The organism is Paenibacillus sp. LK1 (assembly GCF_002750415.1).
Lineage (GTDB): Bacteria > Bacillota > Bacilli > Paenibacillales > Paenibacillaceae > Paenibacillus > Paenibacillus taichungensis.
Window position 1 is genome coordinate 180,926 of the sequence record NZ_PEII01000015.1, and the last position, 17,327, is coordinate 198,252.

A 17,327-nucleotide genomic window follows, 5' to 3' on the forward strand; every position below is an offset into this window, starting at 1 on the left:
CCCTTCTATAGATGGATGAAATTGGTCTCTTGTTCTATTAAACCCCATTCTCGCACAGGGAAACACCGACCCTGGTGAACAGTTGGGTGTAAAATATTGTCCTTTCTTAACCTGCAACCAGAAGGGGTGTCACGATGTCAAAATACTACAGCATTCGTACCAAACTAATCGCTTTTATGCTCATTGCCACAACGATCCCGCTGCTGGCATCCATCAGCATGACGTTTATCCAGACCAAGACCGCCCTGCGTGAGCAGGCCGTGGCGGAGAACAAACGTCTGATCTTTCAGGCGTCTACCAATCTGAACAATTACGTGGATAACGTGGCAAGGGCTTCGCTTGCTGTGTACAATGATCCGAATTTCCTGCGAAATCTGGCGAAAATCCCTGGCGACTATCGTGCAGTTGCCGAGGTATACACCACTCTGCAGACGATACGTTCGGCTGTACCCGATGTATTCCAGCTGTATCTGCACTCTTTTGCTGCCAATCAATCGACATTAATTGCGAATCCTTTCCCGAAGCGGGAAGAACGCAAACAGGCCTACTCTGACTCACTTCATGGAAAATCGGACGAAAAAAGCCCGGATATCTGGGTCGAATCGGCGCACCTTAGTCATTCCTACGGCTTCAAGGCAGCGTCAGCGGATGATCCTCCAAGAACGGTGATTACCCTTCACCGTGTGATCAAGGATGTGCCATCGACAGAACGATTGGGCGTGCTCGCCATTGATTTGAATATGGATACCATTGCCGAGATCTGCAGCAGACTGTATGATCCAGCAAAGGAACAGATCTATGTCATCGACAATAAGAACCAGATCATTTTCGAAGGAAAGTCGGAAGTAACCGGAACGGATGCATTACGGCAGGAAGCAGCGACTGAGCTGAATTCAGCACGTTCCGGTGAAGGGACAGTACAGACCGCTGCAGGGCATTTTGAACAAGATCATTCAATGTATGTGTATCAACAGTTAGGAAGCCAATTTGCAGACTGGACCATTGTAAAACAGATTCCAAATGAAACGCTGTACGCGAGTGCCACCACTTTAACTTGGAATAATGCCATGATCGCTATTGCTGCGCTGTTATTAGTCATTGTGGCAACCCTGTTCATCTCGATCCGAATCACCGGACCGCTCAAGCAATTAATGCGTTATATGAACCAGATTCAGGCAGGACGCCTGCATGTGGATATCCGTTTAACGAGTCGGGACGAGATCGGTGTGCTGGCCCGTCATTTCCGGGATATGATGGATACGGTGAACAACTTGATTTTACGGGAATATCGCCTTGAAATTGCGAATAAAACGAATCAGCTCAAAGCGTTGCAAGCCCAGATTCATCCCCATTTTCTGTATAATACGTTGCAATCCATCGGTACACTGGCGCTTCAACAGCAAGGACAACGGGTATATGTGCTGCTCTCTTCCCTATCCAAAATGCTGCGCTATAGCATGCGTGACCAGACAAGGGTCACTTTGAACGAAGAAGCCGAGCATGCACGGCTCTATCTGGAACTACAAAAAGAGCGGTTCGGTGACCGCCTGGAGGTTGAACTGGATTTTGCCGAAGATACCCTGCGCGCCGAAATGCCGAGGATGACCTTGCAGCCTTTGATTGAGAATTACTTCAAGCATGGAGCGGATGTCCGGCCTGGCAAAGGCAGGATACGAATATCCAGTCAGCGAACGTCTGACGATTGGATTCAGATTCGGCTGGAAAATAACGGACCGTGCATTCCGGAAGACAAGTTGTCCGAAATACAGCGTTGGTTGCATCCGGCATCTATATCTTCCGAGTCCTCACAGGAACCGGACGAAACCGAGTCGATTGGACTGCGTAATGTGATGCGCCGACTCCAACTGAACTCCCCTCCGGGATACAATGCAACGCTTACGATTGGCAATCTTGAACCGAATGGCGTGCAGATCATAGTCAAAATATACGCGGGAGAGTGAACAACATGAAAGCCTTGATTGTCGATGATGAAAAACACGTCCGCGATGCGATTAAGCTGCTTGGTCAATGGGAAGCCGCAGGAATTGATACCTTGTATGAAGCGGCAGATGGTCACGAAGCGGTCGCTGCTATTACGGCTCATCAACCGCAAATTGTACTCAGCGATATGCGAATGCCTGGCAAGGATGGTATGGCTCTGCTTGAATGGATATCTGTTCATGCCCCGCACAGCAAGGTACTGGTCATCAGCGGGTATGATGATTTTGAACTGGTCAGACATGCGATTCGATATGGAGGTACGGACTATCTGCTCAAACCAGTCGAAGCAGACGAACTGAATTCTTCCTTATTTAGAGCAGTCGAAGCCTGGAAAGAAGACGATGCTGTTCGTGTGCAGTCCACAAGACAATCCATGGTGGTCAATCAGATGCGTCCGCATTATCATGACAGACTGCTCACAGAGCTTGTCGTTGGACGCGGAAGCAACAATACCCAATTCCAGCGGCTGCGGGATGAATTAAATCTGCCCAAGCAGATCCACAGTTGCAGTGTGGCAGTCACCAGCCTTTCCCATCTCGATGCTCAATGCTTGGCAAAGTATCGCAGCCAGCCTGATTTGCTCGTATTCTCTGTGCTAAATATTTGTGCGGAGATGTTATCCCCACCTGCCGAAGGTGTCGTATTCCGCCAGCTTGATCAACCGGATGAAGTCGTTCTCCTGTACTGGGGTAAGTGCTCATCTCTTCAAACCATTCTTGAAAAAGTGAACGATGGTCTGGAGCAGACCATCCAACGCCGTCTTCATTTTGGTATCTCCAGCTGTGAGTTTTATCCTACCGGAACCTCAGGAGCTTATCAGGAAGCTAGTTTGCGGTTGTGGCGACGCAATGCCTTGCAAACGAAGCAGTGTATTCACGATGCAATGGAGTCCTCCAACGGAAACAAGGGACTGCGGTTATCTACCTTCGAGGAATCCCTACGACTGGCATCTATGAGCGGGCGCGCTTCCAGCGTGTCGAATGCGGTTGCAGAATGGATTGATCCCATTACCCGGCTCGATGTCGTAACAGCGGAGCAGATACAGCAATGGGTGGATGAAATGGAATGGATGATTGGCCGTTGGCTCGACGATGCCGCAGGCGCCCCACCAAAGGAGGAAGATGAAGCGATAGAGGAACAAGCCATACCATTCGCCGAGTTGCCTTTGGACCGTGACGGACTGTTATCGCTGCCCTTGCTCCGCTCCCTGCTGGAGCAGCGGCTGCTCGCAGCCGGAAAGGCCCTCACTGCACATCATCATGCCACACCGGACCCGATGAGTGAGATCGCACGTTATATGGATGCCCATTATCAAGAAGACCTGTCTTTACAGCAGATTGCTGCACGGTTCTATCTGAGTCGCGAGTATATATCTCGCAAATTCAAACAGCAGTTCGGATTGAACTGGTCCGAGTATTTGGGCAAACTGCGAATCAATAACGCCAAGCTGCTGTTACAGAACCCTTCCCTACGAATTGCCAAAATCTCGGAGATGGTCGGCTATCAGGACGAGAAGTATTTTAGTAAAGTGTTCAAAAAAATGGAGGGCATCACACCGGGGGAATACCGTAAAACATTATCTGACGGAAATGCTTAATTGAGCCGCTGGATCTGTGGAAATTCGTCTAATAGAACGTGCTCGATTCGTTAAACGATAAAAGGGGCATCCCATCATGTTCATGACTCCGGGAACAGCCCCTTTTCTTTTTACATATATGGATGAATCTTAATGGATACACCCTGACTTCTTTTCTAAAGGAATCAGCGATCCCGTAGTACGACGGAAGGAATAATACGAATATAGATTAATTCTCCCGCCAGCTCAACGATCGTCTGGGTTACAATCACTGCGGCAGCAAATGTGGCCCACTCTTGCGGCAATGCAAGTGCCAATGGCAGAACAACAAGCGAATTTCGGGTTCCTGCACTGAAAATAACGGCCCTGCCTGCGCCTGTGTCCAATCGGAATAGAGCCACTATGATTCGTGAGATGAGGGGCATAGCAATCAGAAAAATAATATAGATGGGCAGAACATCCACAATTACAGCAAAATCATTGTAGACCTTCCCGATTTGCGACGCGACGACCACTATCAAGGCCAAAGCCATCATGGGTACAGGCAGCCAGGCGGTTGCGTTCATCACCCGTTCTCCTCCGGTCTTGCCTTTGGTCACAACTTGCGTAAGAATAGCCAACAGCAACGGAATAACGATCAGGAACAGAAAAGCCTCCACGAAAGGCCCCACTTGCATGACCTGTGCCGCTTCCTTCCCTATGAACAGCCACAAATATACTGGCAATAAAACCATTTGTATAACAAACAGAATTGGCGTTGCAGCCAGCATCAGTTTCTCATTGCCCCGACCCAACTGTGTAAAAACAATGACGTAATCAATGCAGGGCGTTAGCAGTACCAGATAAACGCCAATGAGCACGGCAGGAGGTTGCGGAAACGCCAGTGTTAACAACCACACGACCACAGGCACTACGATAAAATTAGCCACTAGCAAAGCTCCAATAAATCGCAGGTTAGATAAGGATTCTTTGAGCTGTAAAAAAGGAATCTGTGCAAACATGCTATATAGCAAAATGGCAAGCACAGGTGAAACCGTATAATGCAGCGCTGCCCCCCATTCAGGAGTGCCCAGCCCGATCGCTGCTCCCACGAATAGGGCAACGACATATAACCATGTTTGTTGTTTCTCCATCGTTTCTCTCGTAAACAACCTTCTTCCTCCTTCAAAGTGAACATATTTCTGCTTCAACCAGCGTACATTGTGACGTAGCACAGCGAATAAGAGCATGGAAAAGCGCAGGGTATCCAGACAACGATCCTGTGAATTTTTTGCGGCTTCTTATTAGAATGCGAAAGAACTGGGTATATTCATTGTAGACTGACCCGTGGTTCATTCATTTTTGTAAAACCAAGGAGGAAACACAATGTCACGTAACAATCCGTACAAGTGGTTAAACGCGATTGGATTCATCGCTGTTATCGTAGTAAACTACCTTTCCAACGCGCTGCCTATTGGGGGCAGAACCAACAAGGAAGTATCGGATATGTACCCTGTATTGCTCACCCCTTCGGGCTATGCTTTCTCCATATGGGGACTGATCTATCTGCTGCTCGCTGGCTTTGTCATCTATCAGTTCGTTCCCTCTTCTTGGAAAAGGGACTCTATTACCCGCCTCGGTTACTGGTTTCTAGCAAGCTGTGCCTTTAATGTAGCGTGGATCTTTGCTTTTCAAAATCTCAAAATCGGTCTCGCCTTAGTCGTCATCGTTCTGCTTCTGTTGTCCCTGATCATGTTATATGTAAAAACGCGTGCAATCACCCTTCCCACAACTGCCGAAATCTGGCTCGTGAAGCTGCCGTTCAGCATATATCTTGGATGGGTTAGTGTGGCAACCATTATCAATGCGGCTGTTTTATTATATAAAATCGGCTGGGATGGCTTTGGACTAAGTGAACCTACCTGGACCATCATCATGTTAATTGTTGGCCTGGTGCTGGCTGTACTGGTAAGCTTCCCTTACCGGGATAGTGTATACCCACTTGTCTTTACATGGGCATACATTGCCATCGCACTCAAACAAAAAGACGTTACCTCCGTATATTATACGGCAATTATCATTGCAATCGTGCTAGCCATTTATGCGGTATGGCTGTTCTTCGCCCGTAATCAGGATCGGGATTGACCCGGCTCTGTTCATATAAAAAAAAGCCGATTTCGGTCATCTGACCAGAAATCGGCTTTTTATGTAACTTTCCTTGCTTAGCAAGTATCAGTCTTCCCTATTTGAGGGCAATAACCTCGATCTCCACAAGTGCATCCTTCGGCAGACGAGCGACTTCAACCGCGCTGCGTGCTGGATAAGGCTGTTCGAAGAACGTGCTGTACACTTCATTCACCGGAACAAAATCATTCATGTCTTTCAGGAAAACAGTCGTTTTCACGATTTTGTCCATACTCGTGCCTGCTGCTTCAAGAATGGCCTTTACATTGCTCAGGGACAAACGAGTCTGCTCCTGTACATCAGCTCCGAACTCTCCTGTTTGCGGGTTTAGGCCAAGCTGACCGGAAGTATAGATGAAATCACCTGCTTCAACGGCTTGGCTGTATGGACCAATGGCGCCTGGCGCCTGATCGGTAGAGATTGGTTTTTTCATGGATGAGTTCTCCTTCATGTTCGCTGTCCTGCCGCCGCGAGGAGACAAGCCTCGAACTCATTTTTGAAGCTTATTATACCACGATCCGGCCCAGGCAAGAAACGGCTATCCTTAGCTCTCATTCCGATAGGGGCAAACCATGAATATCTCAGGACTCATCCAATCCCAACACGTGAATAACGTCATTGGAATACACATGATTTCCTCTGGTTTGAACAAGTGCAATGTTCATCATGGCCCGAGCAATGGTTGAAGCCTGGATTGCCCGGTATTTATCCACTCTGCCTTTCATCCAGCGATCCAGAAACTTCATGGTATGAGCTGCCAATTGCTCACCCAACCGTTTTTCTTTGCGATCTCCAAGGATTAACGACGGACGGAATATATGCAGTGAACCGAAACCGATAGCCGATAATGCCTCTTCCATCTCTCCCTTGGTCCGACTATAAAATATACGTGACCCGGCATCGGCTCCCATGGAAGAAATGACGAGCATCTGGGATACCCCATGCTCCTTGGCAAGTATGGCGGCTTTTACGGGGTAGTGAAAATCCACTTGGCGGAAGTTTTCCTGACTGCCAGCTTTTTTAATCGTTGTACCCAAGCAACAGTATAAGTCATCAACATCGCGAAATAGATCTTTTTGCTCTTCAAGTTGTTCCCAGTCCACGACATGCTGCTCCAGCTTTGCATGTTCCAATTCGAGCGGTCGTCTAACCAATACACGAATCCGGCCATAAGCCGGATTCTGAAGCAAGCTCCTTACTAGCAGTCCACCAACAAGCCCAGTAGCTCCAATCACAAGGGCTTGCCGTTCGTGATTCTCCAAGTACATCCCTCCACATATCTCTATTTCAGAAGTACACGACGTCCAAGCGTAAACGTAAGAACCAGCATCGCTGCACCAACACCCACTTGGAAGCCATAGGCGGAAACCCAATTCATCGCTTCCGGCCAGGTTTCCATTCTCTCATACAACCAACCACCGATCAGCGGTCCAAGAAACGAGGTCACTCCGGTCATAGCCGAATACACGGCGACAAACATCGGTCTTTCGCTTTTTGGTGTATCTCCGATTGTGAAGTTGAAAGCAAGCTGGTTGAATCCACCCACACCAATACCGAGAAAAATATGGGATAAAAAAAGCGCTATCAAAACAGGCATAAACGACATCAATCCCCATGACAGACAGGAGAGTGCGATGATCGGTAATGTCCAAAATAATAAGGTTTTGTTGCTGAATCTCGCGTTCAGATTGCCCCAGATATAGAATCCGGCCATCATAACGAGTGTCTGCACCACGGTAATTATGGATACTGTCTGATAATTAATGTTAAGCAGGTCAAGCATCACGTAGGAAAATAGCGGAACGATCAACGTCTGGATCAGTAACCAGGCCGCGAGGAACAGTGCAGCCCTCAGAAAGGAAGGATCCTGAAACGGCTTCTTGAACATCCCCCAAAAAACCTTTTCAGTTGAACGTTCAAAAGGTACATCCGGGTAAAAGCAATAAATAATCGTATTAGCTATGGCGCAGATCCACACAGGTATGAACAGGATTAAGAAACCCATCTCCCCAGGAAAACGGTCCAAAACGATGCCTCCCGCAAATAAGCATACGCTTCCAAGTGCGTTCAGAATCGTATTTCGAATCCCGAAATAACGTCCTCTCACCTTGGCAGGAACGATATCTCCAATCAACGAGGTCCAGATCATACCACCAATGGTATTGGCTATGAATGCAACCGTATACACACCAATATAAATGCCTACCCACCACTCCTTGGGGAACAGGAACGGTATCAGTCCCGTCGAACTCCACAGGATGCGATGTATCCCCACAAACAATACAAGCATGCGTTTGCGGCTGCGAATGCGCTGCATCCAGTAAGCCGCTCCAATCTGAGCGATATTGACAAACGTCGTAATGGCGAGCACAAAGCCAATATGTCTTGACCCGGCCCCAAGGTACAGCAGAAATCCGGTTAAAAATGGGCCTCCCAGCAACGTCTGCAAAATAATTGCCGGTACACCCTCCCATGTTGCAATGGATAAATTCGTGCGTTGTGTCGAACCCTTGCGCCGTGGTTTGCCTGCAAACGGAGGAGGGTTAACGTTGACCGTCTTCTGTATGGGGATACACTCCTTAGACCGGGTTTCAAGTGCCGGTCGATGCTAGTTGTCACCCCAAATTCTACTCACAGAGTGATGGTTGTCAACTCATTTTTTCACGGTTCAACGGGAGATAGAGGTAGAAGGTACTGCCCTTGCCCTCAGCGCTTTCAAGTTCAATCGATCCGTCTAGCAATCTGGCCAAATCCCGACTGATAGACAGGCCGAGTCCTGTTCCCCCAAATTTGCGGCTAATGGACCCGTCCGCCTGTTGAAATGCTTCAAAAATGGATTGATGTTTGTCTTCAGCAATGCCAATTCCCGTATCTTGCACCGAGAAAACAATCCATTGGCTCAGAATACCTGATTTCTTCATTTGCTTGGTGCTTACGGTCAGTGTGACCTTCCCCTGATGTGTAAACTTGATGGCATTGGACATGAGATTACGCAAGATCTGTTGGACTCGTTGGGGATCAGACCATAGGGTCTCTGGTAGCCCTGGCTTCTTGTCCAACTTCAGCTCTACTCCCTTTTTCTCGGCAACCAACTGGAAATGAGCCATGGCATCTTCCGTGAGTTGTGCAACACTGATATCCTCCAAGACGATATCCAGTCTGCCCGCTTCCACTTTGGACAGATCGAGAATGTCATTGATTAACGTTAGCAACTCCTGACCAGAATGCTCAATCATTGTGGCAAAATGTACGATATCCTCCTGTTCCATCGTATCTCCGTTCTCGCTGATCATCTGAGCAAAGTTAATGACACTATTCAGCGGTGTCCGCAGTTCATGCGACATATTCGCCAGAAATTCCGATTTGTACTGTGAAGCAATCATCAACTGCTTGGCACGATCCTCCAGCACAATCTGAGCCTTCTGCAATTCTTCTTTTTGCACAGACAATAAACGATTGGTACTCTGGATGAGCAAAATCCGATTTTGTTCATTCTGGAAGTCTCGTAAAATAAATGCAAAAATAAGACTAAGCAAAATACCAACAGGAAGGGTATACGGCATAATATGAGAGAAAAAATATGTAGCCGGGATAACGCCGACAATAGCTATGTTCACACTATTGACCACATTTACAATCAATATGACGATAACACCTTTAATAATTAACCTATAGTCACTGCGTCTCATCCATATATTCAACCCTGCACACACCACGCCCAAAATGGACATATTAATCAGTGCAGCCACCGTAGCATCATTGATACCAAAAGTTAGCCGGGTCAGTCCAATCCCAACACCCACGATAATAACGCTATAGGGTTGTCTATACGTCAAAACGGCAACAATTAAAGGAACAAAACGAAGATCAAAGACAACTTCATCATTAAGCTGAAATCCAAATACCGTGCTGATCCAGCCTGCAAAAATAAGTACAAACAACGAACATATCTGTTTTACTCGTGATGAAGCTCGTATTACGATGTATTTATAGAACACACTAGCAAGGTAAGCGATGGTTATGAGCATCCCCATATTTAATACGAACATTTTTGAAAATTGCATTCACTCACTCCTGTTGTCGTGTATTCATTGACAGAAAACCTATAGTCCGTATACATCTCTATCATATCATGCCCATTCAACCTTCGACATTCCTTCGTCGTCAAAAAAATGCACAAAAATACACAAATCAGGATTCAATTTGTGCGCTGAACGTAGTAGAATATATTGTTGTTCGATTTTATTTGCTGTGATCCAGTTCCTTGCGAACCTGGATGAAAGGAGAAACGGTGTTGTGCACGTATTAAAAAGCAAATCCTACTGGCTGTCGTTAAGCTTGATGCTTTCCTTGGCTGTCATGGGGATGTTCTATGATATTTTGAATAGTCCGGAGCGCGGGTTCTATGTTCTTAATTCCCCGTTGGACCGGATCATCCCTTATGTACCTTCCATGTCCATACCCTATCTGGGTTGGTATCCGTTTGTCTTCGGCGTCTTGGCTTATTTATGTGCCAAAGATCGGCTCACTTATTATCGCGTCCTGTTATCCATGAACATCTGTGTCTGGATCTGTTACCTGATCTATTTTAATTTTCAGACCATGGTGCCGCGTCCCGAATTAACAGGTACAGGTCTCGGCGCATCTCTCCTTGGATGGCTCTACGGCCAGGACCGTCCATATAATTGTTTTCCAAGTATTCATGCCCTTCATTCTTATCTGGTTATGCGGGCTGTTCTCTCCGTTCAGAGTATTCGCAAACATGTTAAGGTGTTAGTTGCTGCTGGTGCAGCACTGATTATATTGTCCACCTTAATGATTAAACAACATGTAATCTATGACGCCCTGGGTGCGGTCGTACTCGGCGAATGCGTTTTCACAATTATCACCGGGCTCTCGCTGCACCGTCGTCGCAGAAAGGAATCGAAGTGGACAGAGGGGATCAGCTGACCCCTCGCTCCGATGTTTTCTGGAGATGCTGTTGCCGTCTCCACTCATCAATAAACAAACTTGCAAAATAGGGATCCCACTGGGTCCCTTTTCCTTCTTCCAAAATAGATAGCGCTTTCTCATGACTCATCCCATTCCGATATGGACGATCAGACGTCATGGCATCAAAGGCATCAGCCACGGCAATGATACGACCAAACAGCGGAATCTCTTGGCCTGCTATGCCATCAGGATATCCTTTGCCATCATATCTTTCATGATGAGACCTTACACCCGGCAGGAAGTCTGCCATCGCATCAATCGGTTCAATCTGTAACAAAATACTCTCCCCAAGAACAGGATGTGTGCGAATGATGGCGAATTCCTCATCGGTGAGTTTCCCATCTTTCAACAACACCTCATCAGGTATGCCGATTTTTCCAATATCATGCAGCAGTGCTGACTTGTATAACAGATCGGCTTGTTCTTCATTCATGCCACTCAGCTTACCAATCATTATGGAATACTCCGCGACTCGCATGGAATGACCGGCCGTGTATTTGTCCCGTGCGTCCAAAGCAGCCGCCAGGGTGGAAAAATAACTTTGCAGCAACTGCCGATTACGTTCCTGCCTCATCTCAAGCCGATTAATCATCATATTGAATCCAGAGATGAGCGCAGAAAATTCGTCCGCGTACAAATCAGGCGTTCTTCTGCCCAGATCTCCCTCTTGAATTCGGTTCATCTCCTCAGTCAGCTCCGCAACCGGTCCGCGAACATCCCGAATCAGCAGCCAGCTTCCCACAAGGGCGAAGCCCCCGCCTAACACAACGATAAGAACTGCCCACAGAATATACTCTTTCGCAAACTCACTATCCATATACTGAAGACGGATCGATGTAGCCAGAAAGAACAGAAATAATGGAAATAAACCGATTAGCGCTGTACTCAGCTGAAATTTACGCTGAATGGACACCAGGACACGTCCTCCAAGCGATGGCTCCATGCCATGCTGTTCTTTGCCTCTGCGACGAACTTCCAGCAGCAACGGTCGAACGGTCCGAACGGTCAGAAAATATTCAATCAGGGCATGCATCACAGCGATCAATAAGGCGCACGCAGCTGCAACTGCGACGTATCCATATGGGAATTCCAGCCATCCTGTAGAGATCATCCATATCGTCAATCCGGCAGCAGGTAAGGAAAACCCAAGCATATGCGGACCGAGAATGCGATAGATCGTTTTTCCCGGAAATCGGTGAATGCTTTCATACATCTTTGTCAATTCGGCCTTCTCATGATGCTCGGCGGCAAAAAACTGCCGGATGGGGCCAAGTTGAGCCCATAGCGTCATCAGTTCAGCAACAAGCATAAACAATAGTGAAATCAACACAATGATAATGAGTCGTACAAATTGAATGTTTGGTATTTGTAAGGTAGACACCATAACGACTGTACCTACCACAAAAACAGCTCCCAATGAACCGATAAGATAATTTCGCATCAGACGAAAGATAAATGAACGGTATACTTCCACCCTAACCCCTCACTCTCTAGCTGCAAACCAGTTCTCCCCATTGATGATGACAGAGGGAGATTAAGGGTACAGCCTCCTATTTGTTATCGGTTACTCGGACTGAAAAAATTAATTCATTTCACGGATGGGAAACCTCCATCCTAGAATGAACTATGAATCGCTCATTCAACTTATATGTACGCGTACAACCATACAAAAAAGACTGCTCCCCGTAGGAAACAGCCTGATATGGCAAGACATTTGTTATCCTTTAATCTTGGCAGCCAGAATCATTGTACCACGCGGCTCATCACCCATCGCATCCGGTTCAAGTGTGATGGCGACCGTGTCGTAATCGTTGGCAGAGTCTAACGTATAGTATACCGCTCCCGTTCCATTATGACTTAGGAAGGTCCCCGCATTCTGAGGTGTATCGCCCTTGATCAGCCAAACCTGGAACGCCTCATTCCCTTCCAAAGTAGGCAAGTTCTCCGCCTGTACGACCAGGTGAGTGCCTTTGCTGTCAATAACGATGGTAGCCAGACCTTGGGCCACAATGTCCTGTGTTGCAGGACTAAGCTTAACGGCTTCGCCTGTCTGCATTCCCTGTGCAGGCTGCAGGGATGAAGCAAGCTGCTCTTGCAGCTGAGCATTCTGTGCCTGCGCCTGAGCAAGCTGCTCTTGCACCGTCGATGAGCCCGCAGCTTGCTGCTTCAGCGAATCGACCTGGCCTTGCAGCTGCCCGGCGTAGATGCCGAGCACGAGCGCCGCTGCCGCTAGGGCTGCGCTCGCTATGCGCCAGGCGCGGCTGCTGCGCGCACGCGCGCGCCCTTGAGGCTGCCACGGCTGTGCCTGTGCAGCCTCTTCTGCCCGGGCTGCAGGCACCGCCGTCTCCGGCGGCAAGCCTTGCCCGCGCTGCGCCGCTCCATGCTGCGGCGCAAGGTCCCCCTGAAGCACCGCGGGTGCTTCAGGCTGCGCAGGAGCAGCCGCCGGCTTCGTTCCGGCGCTCTCCTGCGCATGTCCGAGCACGTTGCCCAGCACACGTGCTCGCATGCCAGGCGGCGGTTCAACAGGTTCCGCCGCGAGTGGCAGGAAGCCTGTTACTTCCTGCAATTCCCTCACCTCCTGGCGACAAGACTCGCAATTGGCCAAATGCGCTTCGAATGCTGCCACTTCCTCCGCTTCGAGTCCTCCCAGCACATACACCGGTGCCAGATCAGACCATTCCTCATGTCGTTCTATCATGGATGTATGCCCTCCCTTCCCGCGTCCGGATGCATTTCAGCATCGGCGAGCAGCTTCTGAAGCTGTCGCATCGCAAGCCTGACACGGCTCTTTACCGTACCCAGCGGAATCCCGAATCTGCTGGATACCTCCTGTTGCGTTAAGCCTGCATAATAGATCGATTCAATGACCTGTTGCTGGTCACCATTCAACTGGGACAAGGCCTCTTTAATTCGGACACCTTCCCATTTACGCTCTATTTCTTCTTCTGTATTTGTATGTTCATCGGCATATGCCGCCAGTGCTTCGTTTTCCATTGAGGTCGTAGCTACGCTTTTGGATTTTCGCCTCAGCATGTCCACTGCAATGTTGCGCGTAATGGCGAACATCCACGTGGTCAGCTTCCCCTGTGAGGCCTCATATCGTTCAGCATTGTTCCAGACCCGCAGGAATAATTCCTGGACAGTCTCTTCTGCTGTCATTGGATCACCAACGATCCGATAAGCAAAAGAATACACCGCCCGCTCGTAGCGGTCATATAAAAGCTCCAGTGCGGAAGCATCTCGCTCTGCAATCTGCCGCATTAACCTGCTGTCCTCTATTGGTTCAGTCATGCGAGGGCCCCTTTCCGTGTCATCCCTCTTATTATAACCTACGCAGAATCATTTGAAGAGGATTACCTTATTGAAGAAAAAATCTGAAATGTTTCCGCAATTGTTTTCAAAAAAAGCTTCAACCTTCCTTTTTATTGCAAAAAATTACAGCCTGTGGTATACTCTAAGAGTTGGTATTTAAACAACCTCATATGATTTTCTGTCTTCTTTAAACCCCGGAATATTTTCTTCATGCTGCGACCGCAGCGAACATGCACATTAACCTATGAAGATTGAAGAACCTGAATCACAATAACCCGGTAGTACAGAGTTTCACAAGATGTTCCCATTCACACTGGCGCGGTCATCGGAGCCGCAAGGACAAAAGAGAGGTAGGGCTTTTGTTGTTTTGGATGTCACTTATTCTTGAGAAGATTGAAAACATACACAAAGCACCCGGAATTGGGTTCCGGGTGTTTTTCCATGTCCACTTTTAATAAAAAGATGGACAGACAGCCAAAAGGCGCCGATACAATCTCGGCGCCTTTCATCGGAGTTGTATGGATCAACTCCCTGATACAGTTGCTATTGTAAGATCTAGATAAACATCGTTTTGGAGATGATGACCAACAGGATGAACAGTACAAGAATCGTACCCATGGATCCCCAGCTTCCTCCGCTATGTCCATAGGAAGTTCCACAACCATGGTGATACCCGTGCAGCACTGGAGCATGATTGGGATGATGAGCGTAGCCGTAGCCATACCCCGTTGGCATTGTACAACCATATCCGTACCCATGCATTTCATGACCTGTGTATTGGTATCCTTGCATATGCTCATACCCTCCCATATGTCCGTATACGTGTCCCTGTCCGTTCGGTGAATTCGGTTTTACTTCGCTCATTGTTCATTCCTCCTTAACATTTGCCTACACCCCTAAGCTATGTATTTTGCCTACCTCTGGACCGGGCTATGGCCCTACTTTGACAAAATAGGCGTTTTCACTATTCCTGTAGGCTTGTCCCCAAACCAAAAAAACCCCACCGGTTACCCGGCGGAGTTCAAACATATTATACCCAGAAAGATTTAGTGATGATAACGAGAAGAATGAACAGAACCAAGATGGCACCAGTTGATGTCCAGCCGCCGTATCCTGTGCCTCCAAGTACTTCGCTCATGGAGATTCCTCCTTTACCAATGGTTTAGGTGTTAAGGGTCTATTAGATGAGGAATGCTTTGGAAATGATAACCAACAAAATGAAGAGAACCAAAATGGCACCAGTCGATGTCCATGCGCCGCCGTATCCACCTACAACTCCACTCATGCAAAACCCTCCTTTTATTTGAGGTACAGTTCACTATATGCAAAAGTCACTCGCGAGACCGGGCTCTTGTTAAAAATGGGCCAGGGTACAATTGAGGTATGACTATGAACCGAAATACACATCCAGTTTCCCTGTTGGCTGTGTTGTCGCCATCCAAACGGCGGCCAAGCTATCAGGTGACTGTGTATAGGCTGTGATGTAGTCACCAATGAGCACTGTTGGTACGGGTGAATTCCCATTCGGATTGAAGGATGTCGTTGTGAGTCTTCTGTTCGTAAATGTCGCTCCCCCATTAGAGGACTCAGCTACATATACATCTAGCAAAAATCCATTTATCTGGTTGGAATAATAGATGACTCGGATTACTCCCGTAAATGGTGATACGGAAATCGAAGGAAAGAAATTCTGTGATCCTACAGGTGCTCCCGTTATACTTACCGGTTCGCTCCAAAGCAAACCATCTGGCGATTGACACATGAGTACATCCGTATATCCATTTCGGGCGTCATTCCAGACTGCATAGACTGTCCCACTGTAGATACTGTTGGAAATATCTGCACCCAGACTCAGATTCGTTTGAACACGGAACGCATAATTGGGTACAGGTAAGGGAGAAGGTGCAGGTACCACCGAAGAAATTAGGGTCGACTGATTATTTACTGGAGGCTGAAATGTCGCACCTCCGTCGTAAGATATCCTTAACAAGGCATACGGGCTCGTCGGACCCGTGGTTATATACCCGGCATAGACTTCACCCGTAAATCCAATTGCGATTGCCGCCCGATCATGGAAGCCTCTCGGACTGGAAATCCGGCTTGGCGATTGCCAGGTCGCAGCCTGATCCAGAGACCTTTGCAAAAAGATTGATGATGCCGCTGTTGCCAGCGGCGTGTATCCAACATAAGCATTACCACGATACGGGCTACCAGGTGTTCGATCACACGCTATATACGGTTCATCATTGTGAACGATGAGACCATATCCTCTGTTTACAAACACCGGGGGAGCCCATGTGAGACCGTCATCCATTGAAGTATAACTAATAATGGTCCCGTCATTATCCCCATTAAAAACATGAACGGTTACAATAAACGTACTGGGGAATGTGTAATCAATCGTGGGGGCTTCAGCTCCGGCGTAACCCGCAGGTTGAGGCAAGGTAGTCGTTGACCAGGTCTGCCCTCCGTCAATGGAGCGATATAATCCAGTAAGTGTTGGCCCAGTACTTGTATCGACTGCCACAACACACATTATATTGGGTAACAATTCATTTACTGCAATCGACGGTTCAAACTGGTTCCCACCCAATGCTCCTGTAATATTTACAACCGGCATTTCATTCACCTCCGTTATATTTGGGTTATGGAATATTTGTGAATCGGTCTACCCATACCATCTCCGATTGCAACACACGCTGCAGGATATTTCCGGTGGAGTCCAAACTGAACACCTGAATAACCGTGCTTGTTGCACTGAAATAATCGCTCTGAACCTCAAAATAATCTGCTGTGTTTAGCGTATATAACAACGTTCTAGATGCCTGGGGAGTCAATTGGAACAGATCATGACCAATAGGGATTCGGGTTGTCTGGGAAGTATCCCAGCGAAAGACCTGAAGCTCGATATTGGCTGGAATATTGAGAGAATCATTCAAACAGGTGACAATTAATTGAGTAGCTCGATCACTCCCATTAGGAGAGTTAAAGAGGAGACCTGTAGTGTAAGGCATTGTAATCCCTCCATTCCTCTATACATCTGCCGACAAAGGTTGTCAGTTTAATGTAAAATATGTAACCCCCAGATAAATGCCACGGCAAAACTCACGTATGTCCTACAAAAATCCGCCCTTGTTGAGCCAATGAAATGCGAAAAACTGCAAGTCCCAGATACAGGACTTACAGTAATATATAAAACTATTTTCTATTCTCTATTCTCTGCTGACTTCCATTAATTGGGCCGTGTCTGACGGGATACCAGTTTCTCCTGAACAGATTGCAA

General features: G+C 47.7%; 17 protein-coding genes. 4 read left to right on the top strand and 13 right to left on the bottom strand.

What is annotated here, in order from left to right; all coding sequences use genetic code 11:
- Positions 1 to 134 precede the first annotated feature (134 nt).
- Complete coding sequence (locus CS562_RS27675) at positions 135 to 1,961, top strand: cache domain-containing sensor histidine kinase (protein ID WP_099858812.1); 1,827 nt, start codon at positions 135 to 137, stop codon at positions 1,959 to 1,961.
- A gap of 5 nt (positions 1,962 to 1,966) precedes the next feature.
- On the top strand, positions 1,967 to 3,598 hold the full coding sequence (locus tag CS562_RS27680; RefSeq protein WP_099858813.1) for a response regulator transcription factor: 1,632 nt from the start codon (positions 1,967 to 1,969) through the stop codon (positions 3,596 to 3,598).
- Positions 3,599 to 3,762: 164 nt separating this feature from the next.
- On the opposite strand, the gene CS562_RS27685 is transcribed toward CS562_RS27680, so the two are convergent.
- Positions 3,763 to 4,710 (bottom strand): arsenic resistance protein, encoded by a 948-nt coding sequence (locus tag CS562_RS27685; protein ID WP_180287232.1) that lies wholly within the window; start codon positions 4,708 to 4,710, stop codon positions 3,763 to 3,765.
- Positions 4,711 to 4,942: 232 nt separating this feature from the next.
- Here CS562_RS27685 and CS562_RS27690 point away from each other — a divergent pair, with 232 nt between their 5' ends.
- The gene (locus CS562_RS27690) at positions 4,943 to 5,701 is read left to right on the top strand and encodes a tryptophan-rich sensory protein (protein ID WP_063567998.1); all 759 of its coding nucleotides are present in this window, start codon (positions 4,943 to 4,945) and stop codon (positions 5,699 to 5,701) included.
- A 97-nt stretch (positions 5,702 to 5,798) separates the two neighbouring features.
- On the opposite strand, the gene CS562_RS27695 is transcribed toward CS562_RS27690, so the two are convergent.
- The 4 genes from CS562_RS27695 to CS562_RS27710 form a co-directional block, all read right to left on the bottom strand.
- Entirely contained in the window at positions 5,799 to 6,173 is a 375-nt protein-coding gene (locus CS562_RS27695; RefSeq protein WP_076290583.1) for a RidA family protein, read from the bottom strand.
- A gap of 148 nt (positions 6,174 to 6,321) precedes the next feature.
- A complete protein-coding gene (locus CS562_RS27700; RefSeq protein ID WP_257219622.1) occupies positions 6,322 to 7,002 on the bottom strand; it encodes an oxidoreductase in 681 nt (226 codons plus the stop codon).
- Positions 7,003 to 7,022: 20 nt separating this feature from the next.
- Positions 7,023 to 8,180: an MFS transporter gene (locus tag CS562_RS27705; RefSeq protein ID WP_256716877.1), complete on the bottom strand. Its 1,158-nt coding sequence runs from the start codon at positions 8,178 to 8,180 to the stop codon at positions 7,023 to 7,025.
- 208 nt (positions 8,181 to 8,388) lie between these two features.
- The gene (locus tag CS562_RS27710; protein WP_076290586.1) at positions 8,389 to 9,804 is read right to left on the bottom strand and encodes a sensor histidine kinase; all 1,416 of its coding nucleotides are present in this window, start codon (positions 9,802 to 9,804) and stop codon (positions 8,389 to 8,391) included.
- A 232-nt stretch (positions 9,805 to 10,036) separates the two neighbouring features.
- Here CS562_RS27710 and CS562_RS27715 point away from each other — a divergent pair, with 232 nt between their 5' ends.
- Positions 10,037 to 10,690, top strand: coding sequence for a phosphatase PAP2 family protein (locus tag CS562_RS27715; protein WP_099858816.1), 654 nt, complete (start codon positions 10,037 to 10,039; stop codon positions 10,688 to 10,690).
- On the opposite strand, the gene CS562_RS27720 is transcribed toward CS562_RS27715, so the two are convergent.
- The 8 genes from CS562_RS27720 to CS562_RS27745 all read right to left on the bottom strand — a co-directional run bounded on the left by CS562_RS27720 (position 10,683) and on the right by CS562_RS27745 (position 17,058).
- Positions 10,683 to 12,206: an HD-GYP domain-containing protein gene (locus CS562_RS27720; RefSeq protein WP_099858817.1), complete on the bottom strand. Its 1,524-nt coding sequence runs from the start codon at positions 12,204 to 12,206 to the stop codon at positions 10,683 to 10,685. The genes CS562_RS27715 and CS562_RS27720 overlap by 8 nt on opposite strands.
- A gap of 243 nt (positions 12,207 to 12,449) precedes the next feature.
- Entirely contained in the window at positions 12,450 to 13,430 is a 981-nt protein-coding gene (locus CS562_RS27725) for an anti-sigma factor (protein ID WP_099858818.1), read from the bottom strand.
- The gene (locus CS562_RS27730) at positions 13,427 to 14,023 is read right to left on the bottom strand and encodes an RNA polymerase sigma factor (protein WP_076290589.1); all 597 of its coding nucleotides are present in this window, start codon (positions 14,021 to 14,023) and stop codon (positions 13,427 to 13,429) included. The genes CS562_RS27725 and CS562_RS27730 overlap by 4 nt, the downstream gene beginning before the upstream one ends.
- Positions 14,024 to 14,599: 576 nt before the next feature.
- Positions 14,600 to 14,908 (bottom strand): hypothetical protein, encoded by a 309-nt coding sequence (locus CS562_RS33910; protein ID WP_076290590.1) that lies wholly within the window; start codon positions 14,906 to 14,908, stop codon positions 14,600 to 14,602.
- Between the two features lie 166 nt (positions 14,909 to 15,074).
- Positions 15,075 to 15,182 carry a YjcZ family sporulation protein gene (locus tag CS562_RS33215; RefSeq protein ID WP_217504721.1) on the bottom strand — a complete coding sequence of 36 codons (108 nt, stop codon included), beginning with the start codon at positions 15,180 to 15,182 and terminating at the stop codon, positions 15,075 to 15,077.
- Between the two features lie 42 nt (positions 15,183 to 15,224).
- Positions 15,225 to 15,329 carry a hypothetical protein gene (locus CS562_RS33220; RefSeq protein WP_017690880.1) on the bottom strand — a complete coding sequence of 35 codons (105 nt, stop codon included), beginning with the start codon at positions 15,327 to 15,329 and terminating at the stop codon, positions 15,225 to 15,227.
- A 102-nt stretch (positions 15,330 to 15,431) separates the two neighbouring features.
- Complete coding sequence (locus CS562_RS27740; RefSeq protein ID WP_076290591.1) at positions 15,432 to 16,664, bottom strand: sialidase family protein; 1,233 nt, start codon at positions 16,662 to 16,664, stop codon at positions 15,432 to 15,434.
- A 25-nt stretch (positions 16,665 to 16,689) separates the two neighbouring features.
- Complete coding sequence (locus CS562_RS27745; RefSeq protein ID WP_076290592.1) at positions 16,690 to 17,058, bottom strand: hypothetical protein; 369 nt, start codon at positions 17,056 to 17,058, stop codon at positions 16,690 to 16,692.
- Positions 17,059 to 17,327 lie beyond the last annotated feature (269 nt).

Bases quoted from the DNA above. Each gene is read 5' to 3' on its own strand.
- CS562_RS27675 (WP_099858812.1), top strand. From the start codon at position 135: ATGTCAAAATACTACAGCATTCGTACCAAACTAATCGCTTTTATGCTC.
- CS562_RS27680 (WP_099858813.1), top strand. From the start codon at position 1,967: ATGAAAGCCTTGATTGTCGATGATGAAAAACACGTCCGCGATGCGATT.
- CS562_RS27685 (WP_180287232.1), bottom strand. From the start codon at position 4,710: ATGGAGAAACAACAAACATGGTTATATGTCGTTGCCCTATTCGTGGGA.
- CS562_RS27690 (WP_063567998.1), top strand. From the start codon at position 4,943: ATGTCACGTAACAATCCGTACAAGTGGTTAAACGCGATTGGATTCATC.
- CS562_RS27695 (WP_076290583.1), bottom strand. From the start codon at position 6,173: ATGAAAAAACCAATCTCTACCGATCAGGCGCCAGGCGCCATTGGTCCA.
- CS562_RS27710 (WP_076290586.1), bottom strand. From the start codon at position 9,804: ATGCAATTTTCAAAAATGTTCGTATTAAATATGGGGATGCTCATAACC.
- CS562_RS27725 (WP_099858818.1), bottom strand. From the start codon at position 13,430: ATGATAGAACGACATGAGGAATGGTCTGATCTGGCACCGGTGTATGTG.
- CS562_RS27730 (WP_076290589.1), bottom strand. From the start codon at position 14,023: ATGACTGAACCAATAGAGGACAGCAGGTTAATGCGGCAGATTGCAGAG.
- CS562_RS33910 (WP_076290590.1), bottom strand. From the start codon at position 14,908: ATGAGCGAAGTAAAACCGAATTCACCGAACGGACAGGGACACGTATAC.
- CS562_RS33215 (WP_217504721.1), bottom strand. From the start codon at position 15,182: ATGAGCGAAGTACTTGGAGGCACAGGATACGGCGGCTGGACATCAACT.
- CS562_RS33220 (WP_017690880.1), bottom strand. From the start codon at position 15,329: ATGAGTGGAGTTGTAGGTGGATACGGCGGCGCATGGACATCGACTGGT.
- CS562_RS27740 (WP_076290591.1), bottom strand. From the start codon at position 16,664: ATGCCGGTTGTAAATATTACAGGAGCATTGGGTGGGAACCAGTTTGAA.
- CS562_RS27745 (WP_076290592.1), bottom strand. From the start codon at position 17,058: ATGCCTTACACTACAGGTCTCCTCTTTAACTCTCCTAATGGGAGTGAT.